Consider the following 19,774-nt stretch of genomic DNA (forward strand, 5'->3'; position numbering starts at 1 on the left):
CTGTACACTCCAGAAACACCACCGCTAACAATATCCATTATAAGTTAAGCAATACTAGCTAATGCCTAGAATTAAATCCCTCAGTTAATAATAGGAAATACACGAAATATTCCTAATTTATGTATATTTATCTGAGGAGAATTTTATGCATTACAGAAAGTCGGCGGGAAAGCGCACTCCTTCAAGGGGTGGGATGAACCGCCTCGCCGCCTGCCGATTTGGGCCAAGCAGCCTAAACAGGGCATTGGCATTCTTTCCCATGCCCCATGCCCACGAAATCCCACTACGAATGAGGGGTGGGATGAGCTTAATTTTGCAACATCTTCAAAAGAGTTTCTGGGCTGTCCATTTTGTCCATCACTACCTCAATGAAAGCAAGTTTGTCTCGATTTTGTTCGGCTTTTTGCAATGCCGACTCTAACTCCGACTCAGTGCTTACTTTAATGCCCCAGCCATTAGTAGCAAAAATTTCATGGAGCTTGTGATAATTCCACGGTTGAATGTCGTTATATGGCATGGTTGCACCGTGGATATCACGCTCTATAGTATATCCATCGTTGTTAATCAGAAAAATAATTGGCTTCAGGTCATAGCGTAATATTGTTGAGAGTTCTTGTGCTGTCATTTGAAAAGAACCGTCACCAACCAGTAGAATAGACCGTCGTTGTGGCGCTGCGACGCCAGAGCCGAGCAAGGAGCCAACAGAGTAGCCAATCGAACCCCAAAGCACTTGTCCGACAAAGGTAGTTCCTTTCGGTAAAGGAATTATTGAGGCTCCAAACAAACAAGTTCCAGTCTCAGCAACGATAATGTCATCTTCTTTGAGGAAATGAGCTAGTCTGTACCAAAAACGCCGTTGTGTAATAGTTGCATCCACGTTGGGTTGGAAGGGAGTCGTGAAACCAGTATCCAAATTTTCCATTGCAGACTTGAAGTCCAGCGTTTGAGCATCGTGGTGCTGCAACCGTTTGCTTAAAGCAGACAGCACATCCCGCATCGCTACATTGTCGTACAGTGCATCTTTAATCTTTAGATACTGTCCATGTACTTCAATAGTTCGACTTGGATCGAGTTTGGCTGAAAACTTCCCTGTGTTGAAATCAGTCATCAAAGCACCGATACTCAACACACAATCTGCCTCTTCAATACGTTTTCTGACATATTCCTCACTGGCAGCACCATTATATATGCCGATGAATTGGGGGTGTGTTTCCTCCAGCAGTCCTTTTCCCATGTTCATCGTGGCATAAGGGTATCCGGTAATTGCCAGTAACTCTCGCAATTCCCCATGCAGCCGCTGGCGATCCACACCAACATCAGCAAGAATAACTGGTTTAAGAGCCTTCTCCAGTATGGTTACACAGGCATCAACTGCTTGGGCTAAAGTAGTGCGATCGCTTTGGAACACAGGGGGCATGAATGAATCAGACGGTGCAGCCACTTCCTGATAAGCAACATCCATCGGTAGGGAGATGTAAACAGGCAATTTTTTCAGAAGGCAGATACCCAAAACTCTATCGATTTCTGCTGTTGCATTATCTGGTGTCAAATATGCTTGAGCCACCGTTACCTGTTCATACATTCGGGCAAACATAGAGAAATCACCAGTCCCAAACGTATGATGGACAAGGGCTTTAGATGATTGAATTTTGGTGGCAGGAGCGCCAGTAATCGCCACAACAGGTACGTGTTCGGCGTAAGCGCCAGCAATCCCATTAATAGCACTGAGTTCACCTACACCGAATGTGGTAATTAGTGCTGCAACACCATTAATCCGACCATAGCCATCAGTAGCGTAGGATGCGTTGAGTTCGTTGCAGGTACTAACCAACTCAATGCCCTCCTGATTGACAATTTGGTCAAGAAATTCCATATTGTAGTCACCAGCGACACCAAAAATATGCTTAACGCCAATTTGTTTGAGACGAAGTAGTAAATAATCGCCAACAGTACAGTAAGTCATTGTTTTAGTTTCCATTTATCGTCTTAGGAATTTACAAGCAGATATTGTGCAGAAAGTTAATTACCCCTTTGATAGAGATTGTGTTGCAATTAACGAAGTCTAGTAAATGTAATTAGTATTACTAGGATGTATTGTAAACGAGAGCATAAATTTGGGCAAAAATTTAGCGATCGCCACCCATGAAAAACTTTTCCCAAAACGTTACTGCCAAGCTAGTACGCCACGGCGTAAATAGAGCAACCATTTAAAATCCCTAAAAAGCCCATTCCATAATACTTTTGACTTTTGACTTTTGACTTTTGACTTCCGCCTTGCGGTACTAGTCGCTTCAACGAAGAGTGCGAAGTGCGTTTAAATTTTATAGGTAACTATTATTTAACACACTCAATCATAGGCGCATAGTGCAGTATGCCCTTTTTAAGCATTTATTATAAAAAAGTTTCCCATAATAAATATTTAGTTGATACCCCAGGATGAGTAATATGGAAATCGCTTTGATAAAACAATTGGAAGAAAAGCTGCGGCAGGCTATGCTCGCAAGTGATGTCTTAGTCTTAGAGGATGTTTGAAAAGTCAAAACGAGTGAAAAATTATGCAAGTCGTCTGACCATGATCCGAATCATTGCTATGTATATAAAAGTCTCCGAATTTTCTGGTAGTCGTTCATAATCCGTGACTTTTACGCCGACACCAATTAAGCCAACCAAAAGTTCGCTCTACAACCCAACGCTTAGGTAAATGGACAAAACCTTTCTTCTCTAGGGGTCGAAGAACAATTTCCACAATCCACCGAAACATATCCATGACTTGGCGCATAAATTCTTGTCCTCGATATCCTCCATCCATCCAAATGGTGTGTAGACGCTTTACCTGATCTCCCGTATCATGAACCCGTTTGAGGACTTGTTGAGCACCTTTACGCTCTGGAAGACTTGCAGATGTAACCAAAACCTGCAAAATGTCTCTTTCCGGCGCTGCTCACAACGCTGATTTGGTTGCATAACTATGTTGGGTGTTAGATATGGCTCAAAAGCACAAATTTCATATAGTACATATGTATGATGCATAAGTCCTATTTTCGTAAAAATTCTGTTACACATAGCTTAGTTCATGGCAATCTGGTAAGATTTCCAACAAGTACAATAACTGCTTGTTCTCTTTTTCTTGAAGCCACTGATTTCGGGTCTTTTTTGGGAAAGGAAAATAAAAAAATGTCTCATATATTGTGGAAAACTCTGGTACTAAGTCCAGTAGTTTTGGGAGTGACGGTGTTGGTTTGCGCTAGGGCTACGGCTGCTGAAGTAGCAAGCTCTTCTAAAGATATAAAGGCAAAAGTTACTCAGACAGAAGCACCAATAGCTTCTACTGCTTCAATATTCATTCAAACAGAGCAACCAAAAGTTAATCAGCAGTTGGTTGCCCAAAAGACTGATGATAATAAGGTTCTAGAAGAGGTTAACCGCTATAGCAGCGAAGGCAAAAACCAGAATTCACTGTCTCAAGTTACATCAGTTTCTCAGTTTTCTGATGTACAGCCAACTGACTGGGCGTTTCAAGCTTTGCAATCCCTGGTTGAACGCTACGGTTGTATTGCTGGATACCCCAATAGCACTTACCGTGGCAACCGGGCATTGACCCGTTATGAGTTTGCCGCAGGTTTGAATGCTTGTTTGGATCGGGTTAATGAACTGATTGCCACTGCAACTGGTGACTTGGTGTCAAAACAGGATTTGGCGACCCTCCAGCGTTTGCAAGAGGAATTCTCGGCAGAACTGACAACTCTGCGTGGTCGAGTAGATACTGTAGAAGCACGGACTGCTGAATTAGAAGCTAATCAGTTTTCAACTACCACAAAATTGGTGGGTGAAGCTATTTTTGCCGTTAATGATATTTTTGGCGGTAACACTGGCGATGCTAACAATACTGTCTTCCAAGATAGGGTACGTTTAGACTTGCAAACCAGTTTTACTGGTAAAGATATTTTACACACCCGTCTTGCAGCCGGGAATGCACTAGCCTTTAATCAAGTCGATAATGCTGGTCTTCCTATTGATACTGCTGAAGGCACACAAACTCTTCAAATCGGCAGCACTGGTAATAACGGTGTGATTATAGACTGGCTAGCGTATTACGTACCTATAGGCCCAGTCCAAGCTTACTTTGCGGGCACCGGAGGTATTCATAGCGATTATGTTGCCACTAACAACCCTTACTTTGAGGACTATGATGGCGGTAATGGTGCTTTGTCTACCTTTGCTACTGAAAGTGCCATCTATCGCATTGGTGGTGGTGCCGGTGCAGCACTGACTTTACCCTTTGGTAGTGGTAGCGGTGGCAGTTTTTTCAAACCAAGTTCACTGACTATAGGCTACTTGGCGTCAAATGCTAATAATCCTGGGCCAAATCTAGGTTTGTTGGAGGGGAACTATGCAGCTCTTGGACAGTTGAACTTTAGTGTTGGCGATCGCTTGGCGATCGCTGCTACCTACGTTCACGGTTATCATGGTGCAGGTGGTAATTTATTTGATCTAGGTGGTGGTTTGGGTAGCATTAGCCGCGTCGTAGGCACTGCTCAAGCTAACACTCTAAGTGCCCTAAACGCATCTTCCAGTAATTCCTATGGTGTGTCGGCAGCCTTCAGACCCAGCGACAAACTGTCAATTAGTGGCTTCATTTCTTACCACGATGTCACAGGCTTCGGTGCAAATGATGATTATGAAGCTTGGAGCTACGGTCTTGGGGTAGCCTTGCCTGACTTTGGTAAAAAGGGTAACGTTTTAGGCATTTTTGCTGGTGCAGAACCCTATGCCTTTAACCGACCGGGTTTTGCTGGTAATGATATACCTTATCACTTTGAAGGCTTTTACAAGTATCGCGTGTCAGATAATGTCTCAATCACCCCTGGTGTGATCTGGTTGACCTCTCCTGGTCAAAACAGCGCTAATGACGATGCGTTTATCGGTACGCTGAGAACAACTTTCACCTTCTAAAGATTTACAGCAATTTGCTGTAGGGGTGCATAGTTGTCATTGCTGTCAATTTAAGCCAAAACACGAGAGAAAACTCTCGTTTCTAGCCTCTGGCTGGAAATACATTAAAAGCGGCTCTACCGCAAATTCAGGAGGCGGCAGTCCCCACAATAGGTATTCCCAACTAGAGGCTCTTAATGAAAGAAAGCTTTTTCATTTACTGGCTTTCAGCTTAGGGACTTCCAGTTAAAAAACATCCCATCGTAGGGGCGCAAGGCCTTGCGCCCCTACAAATGTACAAATAATTTTGGATAATTTATTTTTCGTCAGTCCCTTAAGATGACACCAATGCATAGATCCCACATTCCGCACCCTAAACTGTCACACAATGAATTTTGGACGTTTCGAGATTTGGGATTAGCGATAATTTTTAATTAATAATTTTTAATTAATAATTTTTAATTTTTAATTGGAGTGTTCGCGCAGCGTCTCGTAGAGAAGCGACTTGACCTAACTTACTTTTAACCTTGACTCAGCGTACCTGCCATTTTTTGCAGTTTTCTGCCCACCTCTTCCATCGTGTAGAAAAATGTGAAAAACCGGAGTACCTCATCCATTGGGTAATCTTGCTGTTTAATTTCTTCCAACCGATTTAATTGCTCTGTAGCATTGGTAAGTGCAACTTCCATTCCTGACAAAGATAAACTAGGCTGGTGCGATTTGACTACGGTTGCTAGGGTGAGCATTGCACTCTCAGTTTCGTGTGCCAGTTGGGTAATTTGAGGTGAAAGAATTTGCCAGAAAGTATCCTGCTGTCTAGCAAGTACGGTATGTTCCATTGTCAAGATGTGTTCCCAAATCCTGCGGATGAGAAATTCCCAAGCTTCATTCACCCGTTTTTCTGGCGGTTCGTTTGTCTGTCCCTGTCTGACTTCCTGCCATAGCGATCGCCCCTTGCTCAGTGAACTAATGATACTGGTTTTTAACTCATCCACACGGGGGCGATCGTAGTTTCCTGTAAAAGCAGAGTCCACAACTAACTCATAAAACTGCTCCAAATCAGTTAGCGTTTGTGACAAACAACGCCTCAGTTCTACCCCAGCTGAGGCAGGAAAAATAAAGTTGTTTACCAACAGTGCCACACCAATACCCAAAAGGGTTTCGAGAAACCTGCCCCAAGCGTATAGCCAAGGAGATTGGCTGTGACTCAAAATGACGATCGCTGACACATACCCCGCCAATTTCGCCGCCTCATTGAATTTCCAGTAGGAAGTCAGAAAAATAGTCAAAAATACACTGATTCCCAATGACCAGAAATTGCTACCCAGTGCAACTGCAAAGATGGCTCCACCTATAGCACCAATCACAGTTCCAATTATTCGCGCAATTCCTAGTAACAAAGTGCTGCCATGAGTAGATGACATCACAATGATGGCTGCGATTACTGCATAGAAAGGATATTCCCATCGCAACGCCTGAGCAATTTTTAAAGAAATTGCAGATGCGATCGCCATTTTGAATGCCATCTTAGCTAGTACAATTGTTGAGATTCCATCGGGAGTAGCAGCCCAAGTTTTCAATGCTGTAATGATTCTCAGCTTGTGCGATCGCTGTGTAGGTGGAAGGCCATTGCAGGGTTGTATCATGGGTATCGGGCTTATTTAATTTATTTAATTAAAAATACCTATAATTACCATAGCTTCCACCAGGGACTTACTTCTTGAAATTGCGCTCCTGCAATGAATTCTTTACCATTCTCATTTACACAAAAGTAAACCCAATAACTCTTGCCGCCACTATAATTATTTGGGTCTATTACTATTTGTCCCAGTTTTATCCAACCGTCTTCATCAACACCATACCACTCTCGAAAATTTTGTTCGCTGAAATAACCACCAGTAATAGTACTAAAAATATACATTCCGTGGTATTGCGTATAACCAGCAAATTTTATGACTCTAATTTTTTCTGGAGATATATTTATTAATTTAGTTGAATAATAATTATTTCTTTTTTCGTGTACTGCTTTTTCATGTACTATTTTTAAAAGTTGGTTTCCTAGCTTGAGATTTTCTGGAATAAGAATTTCTGATTTTATCTTTTTTTCATTTTGAATATAATATATTCCTTGAGGAAGTGGGTAAAATACTAGTTCCCCGTCTAATATTTCACCACTTGGATAGGCAATAATAAATGAACGTACATCATTTATATAAATTCTCCGTTTTCCACAAATTAATTCTGTGTTATTAAAATTTAAAATTTGTATCCATTCGATAGGGTTTGCTGAAGGATAACCAATAAAAACTTGAGAATTACGATTCTGTTTCAGATATATACGCAAACGGAACGGGGCTGAATTAGAATAGTATGCCATTGAATTACTGTCCTCTATTATCAAGATTTAAATCCTGTACTTAAGATTCCCATACCTTTGCCAAAAACAGAGGTAGTCTAACTTTTGCGGAAACAGCCCCAAAAAAGTGCGGGAAAGAGTATTAGGCAAAACTTAGAACCCGCACTCACGCGTTGACGTGAAGAGACTGAAGTTGTTTCACAAAGACAAGCGATCGCGATGATCACATTACTAATAAAATATCGAAAATGCGAGAACTTTACCCAGCGATCGAGCCTTACTTAGAAGGTAATTTACAGGTTTCTGACCTTCATACTATTCATTTTGAAGAGTCAGGTAACCCGCAAGGTCAACCCATCGTTTTGCTGCATGGGGGGCCTGGTGGTGGATGTCCACCTTTTTATCGGCAATATTTCCACCCAGAAAAATGGCGGTTAGTGATGTTTGACCAGCGCGGTTGTGGTCAAAGTACGCCCCATGCTGAATTACGGGAAAACACTACTTGGGATTTAGTCAGTGATATCGAAAAACTGCGCCAACATTTAGGTATAGAAAAGTGGGCGGTCTTCGGTGGTAGTTGGGGTAGCACTTTATCATTAGCCTACAGTCAAACCCATCCCTCTCTCTGCACGGGGTTAATTCTCCGTGGTATCTTCATGTTGAGACAAAAAGAGTTGCAATGGTTCTACCAAGAGGGTGCTAGCTATATTTTTCCTGATGCTTGGGAAGAATATGTCAAACCGATTCCCATAGATGAACATGACGATCTGATTGCAGCATATTACAAACGCTTGACCAGTCCAGATTTAGAAATTCAATTAGCAGCAGCGCGTACTTGGTCTATTTGGGAAGCTAGTACCAGTAGACTTTTCTTAGACCCAGAACTTATGGAAAAGTTTGGCGAGAATGAATTTGCTTCAGCTTTCGCTCGGATTGAATGCCATTACTTTATAAATAAGGGATTTTTGGAAACAGAGGATCAATTACTTTTAAATGTAGACCGCATCCGCCATATTCCGGCTGTAATTGTTCAAGGGCGCTATGATGTAGTCTGCCCAATGATATCAGCTTGGGAATTACATCGCGCTTGGCCAGAAGCCGAATTTATAGTCGTTCCTGATGCTGGGCATTCGATGAGTGAACCAGGAATTTGTAGTGCCTTGATTGAAGCAACAGATAATATCAAGCTCTGTTGAATACTTCGCCTGTGGGATTCTTGCTTCACAGGGATTCCAACGAATTTACCCTCAGCAAGCATCTTGACAACGTGACGACGCTCGACGGCAAAAGTCCCTAAAAGGCGCTGCTTGACATCTGAGCAGGGCGTGATTTGGAATTGCTGAGACTACTTTGATCCAGTTTCAAAGCTAATGTGCTCAGACTTATATGCTGGTGGCTCGACGTGAATTAAAATCCTCACTGGATGAAACCGTTCTTCTAATCGGCTTTCTACTTCTTCGGTGATCTGGTGGGCGGTTTCTACATCTGGTGCATCTACTATTAAATGCATTTCAATGAAAACTTGACGACCAAGAACACCGCGAGAAGCGATCGCATGACAGTTAATTACACCTGGAACAGAAGTAGCGATCGCATAAATTGCTTCTGGTGCGATCGCCATTTGATCCACAAGCCAAGGCAAATTCTCTTTTAAAACTGACCAACCACTCCAAAATACCAACAAAGCCACAGGAAAAACGAACACCAAATCCATCCATTGATAACCAAGCCAAACTCCTATCAAGCCCGCAATTACAGAAATTGTTATCCAAATATCGCTCATGGTATGTGTAGCATCAGCTATGAGAATTGAGCTACCTACCCGCCTACCCACACTACGTTCGTAAAAGGCCACAAAAATATTCACGCCCAGCACAATTAGTAATAACCACAACTCAGGGGGCGTTATTTTTATAGGTTCACTACCTTTGAGAATTCGCTCGATTGCTCCTTGCACAATTTCAAAACAGGCTATTCCTAAAAATGAGGCAATTCCTAAAGCTCCTACTGCTTCAAATTTGTGGTGTCCGTAGGGATGCTCGCGATCAGGCTGTGGAGAAGAAAATTTACTTGCAATTAATCCTAAAACGTTGTTGGCGCTATCTGTCACACTATGCAAGGCATCAGCTAGCAAACTCAAAGAACCTGTCCAATAGCCCACAAGTGCTTTCAATCCCATTACAAACAGGTTGAGCAGTAAGGTAATAATTAAAACCTTTCGCACTTCGGCGCGGTTATCGTAAGTCATAGATAATTTATCACATCAAGTTCTATGACTTCTAATGTAAAACTCAAAATATAAATAAATACAAATAAAGTGTATCAAAGTCTTACGCAGTAAGAATTAAATCTCTCTATAGTCTCTATGTTTTATACCAATTTGTTGAGATTATTTTTAACTAACAGCAGCTACAAGCTGGATAGGCATTGGTAATGGCTTTACAGATAACAGCAGATTTTTAGCATTAATTCCAGAAATATTTTAATTAATTTTGTTATTTATCCATCCAGTTAGGTCAGATTGAATTGTATTCAAAGATATTATTACGACCATCACTGGTCTGTACTTACTCAGGATAACTGAGGAGCTTATTGAGTTTGATTTTAGCTTTAATGACCAAAGGATCTGGCAAGCTTAAAACTGCCTAAAATTTGTCGAGTGGGGCGGGACGGAAAGTCAGCTTTTTGTTACGGGCAGGCTTTTTGGTTCACCCCACAAGATTGGATAATTTATTTCTTGGAAATCCCTAAGGTTCAGTTAACTGACAATTCCTAGATTGTTGTAGATTTCGATGAGATTGCCATCAGGATCGCGAAAATGAGCTGTGCGGATTCCCCAGCTTGGGCGATCTTGTGGTTGAGTTACAACCATCGCATTCTGATCTTTTACTTGCTTATAGACCTCATCCACATTATCGACTGCGAAAATCAAGACAATTTTATCTCGATTGGCAACATATGAAGGCTGTTCGATTCTTGGGACTACTTCAGCCATTAATTCTTTTTTGAACAAACCCAGCTTGAGATATCCAGTATTAAACTCAGCATATCCGCTATCTTCATCGCCCCAATCGACATCAAATTTCAGCAGATCCCGGTAGAACAGAAAAGAATCTTTGTAGTTGGAGACAAGCAGTCTCAGGTGTGTTAGCTGAAGCTTCATATCTGTTGGGTTAGTCTACTAACTGTGAATTCTAGGTTCTGGGTGCAAAGTCGCCAGCAACTCACTTTCGACAATTGCTAATTCATCAAGCGGTTGCATGACAATTTCTTTGTCGAAGTAAGTAGCAGCTAAAACCCAATATATACCGTAGTGACGCGCTTCGGATACCATTAACCCCGGATAAATTTTGCTAATTCTGGCTCTGGACAGTGAGCAGCTAATAGTCCCAAGCGTTCGTGAGAGCGAGCTTCAATTAAACCAGTGACTGGCAAGGAATCCAGAAATCGCTCAGGTTCTTTAAGGCGGACAGTAGCTTTTAAAAGAGCGCCATAGGGAGGTGGTGTAAAGGAGCCAGGGGAATATTCCGACGTTCAAACCATTGGTTAACTAGCTCAAAATATTCTAGTTATTCGCGGGCGATCGCAGTTAGTTCCCGAACCATTTTAGTATTGGAAGGGTAGCGAAACATCAAGTTCAAGGCTACGCCTGCTGCTTTGCGTTTACAGTGGGAGTGGTCGAGTAAGATGATGTCTAAGTTAGTGATTGCTTATTGAACCCAAGCAGAACTAGTACAGCACGGCGTAAATAAGCAGACCATTGAAAAGCCCTAAAGAGCTTATTCCATAATACTTTTGACTTTTGACTTTTACTTCGGCTACGCTCAGTACAAGTGACTTTTGACTTCCGCCTTGCGGTACTAATGGGCTGGTTCAGGGCGTTGATAGTCGGTAACTGAGTAAGCACATCACAAAATTTCAGAATTTTAATTTAGCTAAAGAGCCGCAGCAAATTGATTTTACAGCTATTTTCGGGTAAATAGACTTGTGCTTTTGGGGTATAGCAATGTTCCCGATGACAAACGTGGTTCAAATAAATGAAAATTGCTGTAATGGTGGATGGGGTCAACCAATTTTGGATTTTGGACTTCGGCTTACTTCGACTTCGCTCAGTACAAGTCGCTCAGTCGAACGATTTTAGATTTTAGATTGACCCCAGCAATCAAATCACTTGAAAAGTCAATTAATTTTGGATAATGGAAAAATAGAATTATTCTCGCGTTCTAATTCGCTTGCTCTCAAACCTTTTTAAATTTTGGATTTTGAATCTTCTCTACGAGAGGCTCCGCCAACAATTCCATTATCCAAAATTTAAACATCGTAAATTCGGTGATTTGTTACTTTTATTCCTGCTGCTGCCGTTTCTCAATTTCTTGAGTAGAAATCATACTATTGACTTTATCGATATCTACCATCATCAAAACTGCTCCTTGTATTGAAATATCAAGCAGCGGAGTGATTGCCAGGTAACATTTTATTTGTCTACCCCGACGATTGGTAGCATTGAGGATTATTTCTTGAAACTGCTTTTTCCCAGATAGGGAATCACGAATGAGCGATCGCAACTGCTCAATGGGTAGCCCAATGTCTAGGACGAAGATAGACTTTGTTAGTACTTCATCAGTCCGCAAGCCCCATAAATCTTCTACCATGTAATTCCAAATTAAGATGTTAAAATTGTTATCAATTACTACTATTCCAGTTTGGAGACTTTTGAGAATAGAAATGAGGAAAATGTTTGTGCGATTGAGTTCTGCGGTGCGCTCACTCAGTTCGTTATTAATTGTCTGTAATTCTTCATTAGTAGATTGGAGTTCTTCATTCATCGTCTCCAATTCTTCATTAGTGGATTGTAATTCTTCGTTGGTAGTTTCTAATTCTTCATTAGTGGATTGTAATTCTTCGTTGGTAGTTTCTAATTCTTCATTAGTGGATTGTAATTCTTCGTTGGTAGTTTCTAAATCCTGTTGCGAGCGTTGCAGCGCCTCTTGGAGTTTAATGTAAGGGGTGACATCATGAAAGGTGATGCTGACACCTAAGAAGCTGGTGTCTGTTTCTTGCAAAGGCGTAATCCGCACATCCAGATATTGGCTTTCTGTGTTGGATAAATAGCGCTCTACATTTGTCAGGGTGATCGGGCGGCGTTCGGCATAAGCCTGTTCAATAAGCGATCGCAACTCAACTGGTCGATAGGAAAGTTCTAGATCCTGGAAGGGACGAGCTAAATCTTTAGAGGAAAGGGCAAACAAAGTCCGCGCCTGCTCGTTTACTAGTATCAGAGTGCCACTGTTATCAATAACTACTTGGGCGATTGGTGATGTGTCAAAACCCATGTCTCGCAGCCGGAGATGTCGAGACAAATGGCTGCTAGATTCGTCATCTGCTGAATTTCCCATACCTAAGAGGCGCTCGCGTACATTCACCGACAATGCCTTAGCAAATATCCGGTTTTTTAAGTCTAGTGGGGTGAACAGCCTCGAATGCATGGATAGCATCTCTGCTTTCCCTAAAAACAGATAGCCAGTATCATTGAGTGCAAAATGAAATCGGGCTAGAATTCGCCCCTGAGTCTCAGAATTAAAATACATCATGGTATTGCGACTAACCAGCAAATCTAAGCGCGAAATTGGCGCATCCTGAAGCAAATCATGGCGTCCAAAAATCACTGAGCGCCGCAAGTCTGAGCGGAAGATATAGTAGTTACCGAGAATCTCAAAGTATTTTTGCCGCAGTTCATCTGGCACCGCCTGGACATCTTTTGCTGAATACATAGCTTGGCGAGCCTGGTTGAGAGCATCTTCATCTATATCTGTGGCGTAGATTTTCACTCGTTGGCGAAACTCGTCTGTTCCTAACATTTCAGCCATTAACATTGCCAGCGTATAAGCTTCTTCCCCAGAGGCACAGCCAGCACTCCAGATGCGAATTTGGTCAGAACTTTCTTTATTTTTAATCAGATTAGGCAGTATTTGCTCTGCTAGATATTCCCAAGCTGATGAATCTCGAAAAAAAGCGGTGATGTTAATTAGGATAGCGTTGAAGAGATAATTGAATTCCTCTGGATCAACTTCTAGGTAGTCTAGATAATCTCCAAAACTGTCTATGCTCAATGACTGCATCCGCTTGTGTACCCGACGCATCAAAGTCGAGCGCTTATAGCCTGTGAAATCAAATCCCCGGCTTTGTCTGAGATAAATCAGTAGATTTTCAAATTCAGGGTCTATTTCTACGGAAGTCATAAGGTTAGGGAAAGGGGGGCACAGGAGTGGAGTTCTGAACTACGTCCTTTGATAATATCAAAGACTCATTAACGAAGTTCGTAGCTCCATTCACGAGTATCAAAGACTCATTAACGGAGTTGAAAGACTCATTCACGAGTATCAAAGACTCATGAAACTATGTTTACACTACAGTTGTATTTTAAAACATATCTCCTTTGCTCCCCTACCCCCCTGCCTCTCAATTTAGTAACAATTCTCCCATGACTAAAGTCACCAAGGTGCTAGAGATTTCATTTAGGGGGAGAATAAAATCTACGTTGCCAGCTTGAATCGCAGCTGAGGGCATCCCGGAAAATTCAGCGGTTTTTACGTCTTGGACAATGACAGTACCGCCCATTTTTTTTATTGCCTTTACCCCGATCGTGCCGTCGCTACCCGTTCCAGTTAGCACAAGGGCGATCGCTCTATTTTTGTAAATGGGTGCAATTGATTCAAATAACAGGTCAGCCGAAGGACGTAAAAAACGTACAGATTCTGACTGTGATAAGGAAAGCGTACCCTCACGATTAACCAACAAGTGATGATTGGGTGGAGCAATGTAAGCCGTTCCTGGGGTCAGCCAATCTCCCTCCTCTGCCTGCTTGACGGTAATAGCCGTGCGCCGATTAAGAATTTCTGCCATGAGCGACGGATGTTGCGGAGCGAGGTGTTGCACAATGGCGATCGCGGCTGTAAATTCTGCTGGTACAGTCGATAGCACTTTAATTAAAGCATTCAGACCACCAGCTGAGGCTGCGATCGCCACAATATCAAAAGCAGCATTAGTAAAGTAAGGTGGATGATTTTTGGCATTTTCCGCCATTTTAATCATTATTTTTAGGCTGTCACTACCAACCAAATTTTTTCGTTATAGAGAGGATAAATAAATTTACGATTATTTCGTCTTTGCTTGAAAAGATTATACAATGTAATTTTTAAAATAATTTACTTTTTTTTCCCTTTATCTTTTAAGTTCATAGATTCATTTTCCTGTTCTAGAATGCGTTTTGCTTCTAAAAGCTGCTGCCTATGTTCCTCACTAACTGTTGGGTATTGCAGATTTAGTTCTTGTAATTTTGTACAGATAATATTAGCGACTACCAGGCGGGTAAACCATTTGCGATCGGCAGGAATAATATACCACGGAGCCGATTTCGTACTAGTGTGATTGAAAACTTCTTCGTAAGCATTCATATAATCATCCCAAAAAACTCGTTCTCGGACATCACTATCTGAAAACTTCCAATTTTTTTCAGGAGTATCAATCCGTTGTAAAAAGCGTTTTTTTTGCTCTGATTTGGAGACATTCAGAAAAAACTTCAGGACGATCACACCATTCTCAACTAAATACTTTTCAAAATTATTAATTTCTTCAAAGCGTTGTTTCCATATCTTATTTCCCTCAGGTAAGTAAGGAAGTTGTTGCTTTTTCAATATTTCTGGATGGACACGAGCTACTAGCACTTCTTCATAGTATGAACGGTTGAATATCCCAATTCGACCTCTTTCTGGCAAAGCCTTAGTTGTTCGCCACAGATAGTCATGGTCTAATTCTTCCGCACTAGGGGCCTTGAAACTAAACACCTGAAATCCTTGCGGGTTAACACCAGATGTCACATGTTTAATTGTGCTATCTTTACCAGCAGCATCCATTGCCTGAAAAATAATCAATAAGGCATAAGTGTTTTGAGCGTAGAGAATATTTTGGTAATTTGCTAGTCGTTCAATATCTGCCTGTAATTTGATTGCAGCATCAGCTTTTTGATTAAAATCAGTCTTATAAGCTGGGTCATAGTTTTTTTTCAAAGAAATCTTTGAACCTGGTGGAACAATGAAAGCATCGTAATTCATATATAATAAAATTTACTGACAGCTACTTATACCCAAGCATATTATGAAGTACTAATTTCTGACAATTATTATTTCTTAATTAAAGAAGAATTTTAATTTAAAATACTGGGTCTTAAGCACTGTACAAATCAATCATGGTATGCCTTTACCATGCATAAATCGTTTCAGGCTTTTATTAATCATTCTTTGATAATAAATAGACCCGCACTTTCGGGGCACAGAAAAAGCTCATGCGTGTCAACTTAAGCTGAAAGCCAGTAAGCGAAAAAGCTTTTAGAGGTTGTCTCGTTCCCAGTCTCCGACTGGGAATGCCTAACCGGGGGCCGCTGCCTCAAGACTAGTGGCACCGCAATGAAAGAGCATTTCCAGCCAGAGGCTCTTAACGAGGTTTTAAAAGAGTTTTGCTTAATTTTAATTTAGCGCTTGCCACTTTTCATTTTCGCCGCTTTGGCATAGGACGCATCGCTTCACGGCCCAACATAAACATCCCCGTAACACCCAAACTGACAAACCAAACATATTGATACCAATATCGCTGAATCTGTTCAACCGTTCTGAGTTCTGGACGCAAGGTGTTTAAGTACAGCAGCAACACTAATATCATCAGCGCCCCAAAACCAACAAAGCTTAAGCCAACATAAATTCGTGCAGGTCGCAGTTCAAAGTCACTAATACTGTCTAGGTCGATTTCTGCCAGTTCCTTAAAGGAGTCATTTGCCAAAGATGAGGTTGCTTGGAATCTATTGCTTAGTTTTGGTGGCAAAATCGGTGACAGTGTTGCTACAGCTGGGCGACGTAGCAAAGCCTCAGTATCTCGCAACAATTCCAATGGCTTACGGGTAGTAGTTGGTTGAGCAAACTCTATGTTATCTGTGGGAGTTGGGGCATTGGCTTTGCTTTCAAAATCCATAGTACGCTTTGGAAGAACCAGGATATAGATAGCCTAGCGAATCATAAGACAAATGCGTCAAAATAATTATAAATTATGAATTACTCGTCCATCTCTTTTAATGTAGCTAATGCCGACGGAGATAAGCGACTCAGATAGCGGAATATCCAGTATTTAAAGATAGTATTTAAAATCACTGGAAATGTAGCAATAAAGAAAAATATTACATTTCTACTGGCTGGCAAACCTAAATGTTCTGCCGATGCTTCGAGAAGAACTTCCCACCCATCTGGTGAGTGAAATCCTACGAATATATCTGTAGACAAAATAATCAAGAAAGCTTTAGCACTATCGCTCAGACCATAGACAATGGTATCCATAAAAGACTTCACAATCATAATTTCTCTTTTGCTTAAAGCAATAATTATACTAAAAGAAATTATTGATATAACATCTGCAAAAACATTACTAATAACGCTAGTACTTTGAATGTGAGATTTTTCAGCTATCTCGATTGCTTTGTCTTTGATTTTTTCTGTTATTACCTCTGAAGAAAGTGGTGGCGCTTGATTGAGTAAATGTTCCAACTTCAATGCTTGCTCAAAATTATGTAATTCATGGAGAGCTTCTTTCTGTATATCATAATTGATGTAAGTTTGAATTTGATTTCCTCTAATCTTTTCTAATAGGGGAACTACTAAGAATTGCTTAGAAAAATGCTGAGTTAAAAACGGTACAATAATTAGAACTAATAAAAATCTTAGAGCAGTTTTTGTCCGATTTCGAGAATTTCGGTAACTTCTAATAAATTCTTCTTCTGCCTGCGGGGAGAATCCCGCTTTAATTCTGTTAACTGTTTTGCCAAAAGACCTTGGAATCGCCCCAGTTTTTTGAGATGGAAGTAGGGCTTGAATATTATTGATATTAGATGAGTCTAGCTGTTCGCTGATTTCGCTCTGGTTAACTTGTAGTGGTTGAGAAGTTGATTCTAAGGCACCGTTGCTAATTAGTTCATCTTTGATAGCGTACTTCTCTACAACTTCATCAATAACCTTTAACTTTTCTAATAAAACAGAATTAGAGATATTGACAATTCCTCGACTAAGCCGGAACTCTGCAAGCCTGATTTTGATAATAGTTAAATTCTTCTCAAGGTATCCTTGCCAGTAAGACATCACATTTTCAGTATATTTTACTGATTCTGATGATATTTTTTTGTTACCAAAATGTTCGATCTCGATGTTTTTAATTCTCTGAGCTGCTTGTTGAGCTTCTAAGAGCGCCCTTTCTGGTGTATCTAAAAACCAATACTGAAGCGATCGCAAATATTCTTTGAGATTTTGGCGAAGGAAATTTGCTGTTTTGATGAATGAATTTTTCATGATATATATGACTATTTATATAATCTGTATTATAGTTATACAAGCATGACAAATGGGTAATATCTAGTTTAAAATATTATTAACTATTACCCTAGACATATTAGAAAAATCTACTATTTCGAGTGTACACCTATTAGAGGATTAGGTACAGGTAAGGAGTGATTTTCTCTGATTTTAAATCGACCCGTATCGGCATCGTCAGCAAAGACTTCTCCACTCTCAATTTCATAGAATCCAGGCGTGAAGGGTAAGTTGACCTCTGTAGAGTCTAGAGGAAATGAGGTATGTAGATGATGTGTCAATAATGTGATACGGATGAGAATTACACTTTACAGCTTGATATAGGAGGCTTTGTAGCGACTCACCCTGTTAAGATTTTTTAGCCTTATTTAGAAAAATTCTCAAAGAACTAAAATAGATATATCTTGAGTAAGTTTTAGTAAGCTTGTCAAACAAGTATAACTTGAGCATTTTTGATGGTAAATAAAATATCCTTATCCTGTCCTTTGTTAAAAACTCGCTATATGATTATCTGATGCTATATCGGCACAAAATAAAAGTTGGTGACTACAGCAAGCAAAAAATTTGAACCCAGAATTTATTGGCAATATGAAACTCAGTCTGTGCATGATTGTGAAAAACGAATCAGCAACACTACCTAAATGCCTGAACAGTGTCAGAAAAGTGGTGGATGAAATGGTAGTCTTGGATACAGGCTCAATTGATCGCACTCCCAATATTGCCCAACAACTCGGTGCAAAAGTCCATCATTTTAAATGGTGTAATGACTTCAGTGCTGCCCGGAATGCAGCTCTAAAATATGTCACTGGTGATTGGATTCTGGTATTAGATGCTGATGAAACTCTGACACCAGCAATTTTACCGCAATTGCGGGAGGTGATCGCAAGAGACGAATACTTGCTCATCAACCTTGTCCGCCACGAAGTTGGTGCAGAACAATCTCCCTATTCTCTGGTTTCCAGGCTATTTCGCAATCATCCAGATATTCGTTTTGACCGTCCTTATCATGCTTTAGTGGATGATAGTGTGTCAGCAATTTTAACCAAAGAACCCCATTGGCAAGTAGGTTATTTACCAGGGGTGGCACTTTTACACGTAGGATATCAAAAAAGTGCGATCGCTCAAAATAACAAATATGCCAAAGCAGCTACGGCGATGGAAGGGTTTCTCGCGACTCATCCTGATGACCCTTATGTTTGCAGTAAATTAGGGGCATTGTATGTGCAAACTGGGAAAATTTCCCCAGGTATGGAGTTGCTTAGACGAGGAATCAACACTGCTGAAGAAAACTACGATATTTTATATGAACTCCACTATCATTTAGGCATTGCCTACAGTCGGTTGCAAAAATCCCCACAGGCTATTTCTCACTATAAAGCTGCCATCAAATTGCCAATTTACCCCATGCTCAAATTAGGAGCATACAACAACTTGGGTAACTTACTCAAAGCAGCAGGTGATTTCGATGGTGCGAAAACTGCTTACGCCACAACTTTGAAAATTGACCCAACTTTTGTTGTCGGACATTATAATTTAGCGATGATATTTAAGGCTTTGGGTTTATTTACAGATGCGATCGCATATTATCAAAATGCAATCGAGTTAAATCCCAACTATGCCGAAGCGTATCAAAATTTAGGGGTAGTGTTGCTCAAAGTTGGCAATCATCAAGATAGTTTAACAGCTTTTAGAAAAGCGATCGCCCTTCATGAAAAGCATAATCCCGAAGAGGCGAAGAGACTACGCCAGGGGTTGCGGGAGATGGAGTTGATGTAAAACAGGGGGCATGGGGGAGAATAACAAATGATAAATGCCCAATGCCATTAGGATTAGTATCAATATTTCAGGGGTTCCTATGAGCCATTTAAGCTTGGAACACAAAACATGAGGCTGGAAACGCCCAACTTGAGGTTAGCGTATAGTCTCAAGAAAACTTCAGACTTGGAACTGGGAACTTGAGCTTTGGAACTGGGAACTTGAGCTTCAGAACTCCCGGTTCGCCCATTTTTTCGGGAGTTAGAAGAAAGGCTACTCAGGAGTAAAAGATTGACCACCAAGTTGAGTGTAAATAGTAGTTGGGAAC

14 protein-coding genes and 2 pseudogenes are annotated in these 19,774 nt (G+C 40.9%); 3 read left to right on the forward strand and 13 right to left on the reverse strand.

The features are described from left to right. Window positions 1-307: 307 nt before the first annotated feature. Both V7K49_RS24085 and V7K49_RS24090 read right to left on the reverse strand, forming a co-directional pair. A complete protein-coding gene (locus V7K49_RS24085; RefSeq protein ID WP_335207838.1) occupies window positions 308-1,963 on the reverse strand; it encodes an alpha-keto acid decarboxylase family protein in 1,656 nt (551 codons plus the stop codon). Between the two features lie 590 nt (window positions 1,964-2,553). Then, window positions 2,554-2,923: pseudogene (locus tag V7K49_RS24090) on the reverse strand (transposase); the annotation flags it as partial. A 251-nt stretch (window positions 2,924-3,174) separates the two neighbouring features. Between V7K49_RS24090 and V7K49_RS24095 the strand changes: the two are divergent. Next, the gene (locus V7K49_RS24095) at window positions 3,175-4,953 is read left to right on the forward strand and encodes an iron uptake porin (RefSeq protein WP_335207840.1); all 1,779 of its coding nucleotides are present in this window, start codon (window positions 3,175-3,177) and stop codon (window positions 4,951-4,953) included. Between the two features lie 500 nt (window positions 4,954-5,453). Here V7K49_RS24095 and V7K49_RS24100 read toward each other — a convergent pair whose 3' ends face one another. Both V7K49_RS24100 and V7K49_RS24105 read right to left on the reverse strand, forming a co-directional pair. Then, window positions 5,454-6,578 (reverse strand): FUSC family protein, encoded by a 1,125-nt coding sequence (locus V7K49_RS24100; protein WP_335207841.1) that lies wholly within the window; start codon window positions 6,576-6,578, stop codon window positions 5,454-5,456. A gap of 44 nt (window positions 6,579-6,622) precedes the next feature. Next, complete coding sequence (locus V7K49_RS24105; RefSeq protein WP_335207842.1) at window positions 6,623-7,309, reverse strand: hypothetical protein; 687 nt, start codon at window positions 7,307-7,309, stop codon at window positions 6,623-6,625. 227 nt (window positions 7,310-7,536) lie between these two features. On the opposite strand from V7K49_RS24105, the gene pip reads away from it, so the two are divergent. After that, window positions 7,537-8,484: a prolyl aminopeptidase gene (gene pip / locus V7K49_RS24110; protein ID WP_335207843.1), complete on the forward strand. Its 948-nt coding sequence runs from the start codon at window positions 7,537-7,539 to the stop codon at window positions 8,482-8,484. 149 nt (window positions 8,485-8,633) lie between these two features. Here the strand turns inward: pip and V7K49_RS24115 are convergent, their stop codons facing one another. The 8 genes and pseudogenes from V7K49_RS24115 to V7K49_RS24150 form a co-directional block, all read right to left on the reverse strand. Further along, entirely contained in the window at window positions 8,634-9,536 is a 903-nt protein-coding gene (locus V7K49_RS24115; protein ID WP_335207845.1) for a cation diffusion facilitator family transporter, read from the reverse strand. Between the two features lie 510 nt (window positions 9,537-10,046). Continuing rightward, window positions 10,047-10,451, reverse strand: a complete 405-nt coding sequence (locus tag V7K49_RS24120) for a VOC family protein (RefSeq protein WP_335207846.1) — start codon at window positions 10,449-10,451, stop codon at window positions 10,047-10,049. 18 nt (window positions 10,452-10,469) lie between these two features. Next, window positions 10,470-10,995 (reverse strand): annotated as a pseudogene (locus V7K49_RS24125) (tRNA-(ms[2]io[6]A)-hydroxylase). A 636-nt stretch (window positions 10,996-11,631) separates the two neighbouring features. Then, on the reverse strand, window positions 11,632-13,527 hold the full coding sequence (locus V7K49_RS24130; RefSeq protein ID WP_335207848.1) for a CheR family methyltransferase: 1,896 nt from the start codon (window positions 13,525-13,527) through the stop codon (window positions 11,632-11,634). 220 nt (window positions 13,528-13,747) lie between these two features. After that, on the reverse strand, window positions 13,748-14,380 hold the full coding sequence (locus tag V7K49_RS24135) for a chemotaxis protein CheB (RefSeq protein ID WP_335065410.1): 633 nt from the start codon (window positions 14,378-14,380) through the stop codon (window positions 13,748-13,750). A gap of 113 nt (window positions 14,381-14,493) precedes the next feature. Continuing rightward, window positions 14,494-15,399, reverse strand: coding sequence for a polyphosphate kinase 2 family protein (locus V7K49_RS24140; RefSeq protein WP_335207850.1), 906 nt, complete (start codon window positions 15,397-15,399; stop codon window positions 14,494-14,496). A gap of 433 nt (window positions 15,400-15,832) precedes the next feature. Continuing rightward, a complete protein-coding gene (locus V7K49_RS24145) occupies window positions 15,833-16,309 on the reverse strand; it encodes a hypothetical protein (protein ID WP_335207852.1) in 477 nt (158 codons plus the stop codon). A gap of 80 nt (window positions 16,310-16,389) precedes the next feature. Further along, a complete protein-coding gene (locus V7K49_RS24150) occupies window positions 16,390-17,670 on the reverse strand; it encodes a proton extrusion protein PcxA (RefSeq protein WP_335207854.1) in 1,281 nt (426 codons plus the stop codon). A gap of 609 nt (window positions 17,671-18,279) precedes the next feature. On the opposite strand from V7K49_RS24150, the gene V7K49_RS24155 reads away from it, so the two are divergent. Next, complete coding sequence (locus V7K49_RS24155; protein ID WP_335207857.1) at window positions 18,280-19,467, forward strand: tetratricopeptide repeat protein; 1,188 nt, start codon at window positions 18,280-18,282, stop codon at window positions 19,465-19,467. A 77-nt stretch (window positions 19,468-19,544) separates the two neighbouring features. Here V7K49_RS24155 and V7K49_RS24160 read toward each other — a convergent pair. Beyond that, a partial coding sequence (locus V7K49_RS24160) for a hypothetical protein (RefSeq protein ID WP_335207856.1) occupies window positions 19,545-19,774 on the reverse strand: 230 nt, incomplete at its 5' end.

Source organism: Nostoc sp. (assembly GCF_036919675.1).
Taxonomy (GTDB): Bacteria; Cyanobacteriota; Cyanobacteriia; order Cyanobacteriales; family Nostocaceae; genus Nostoc.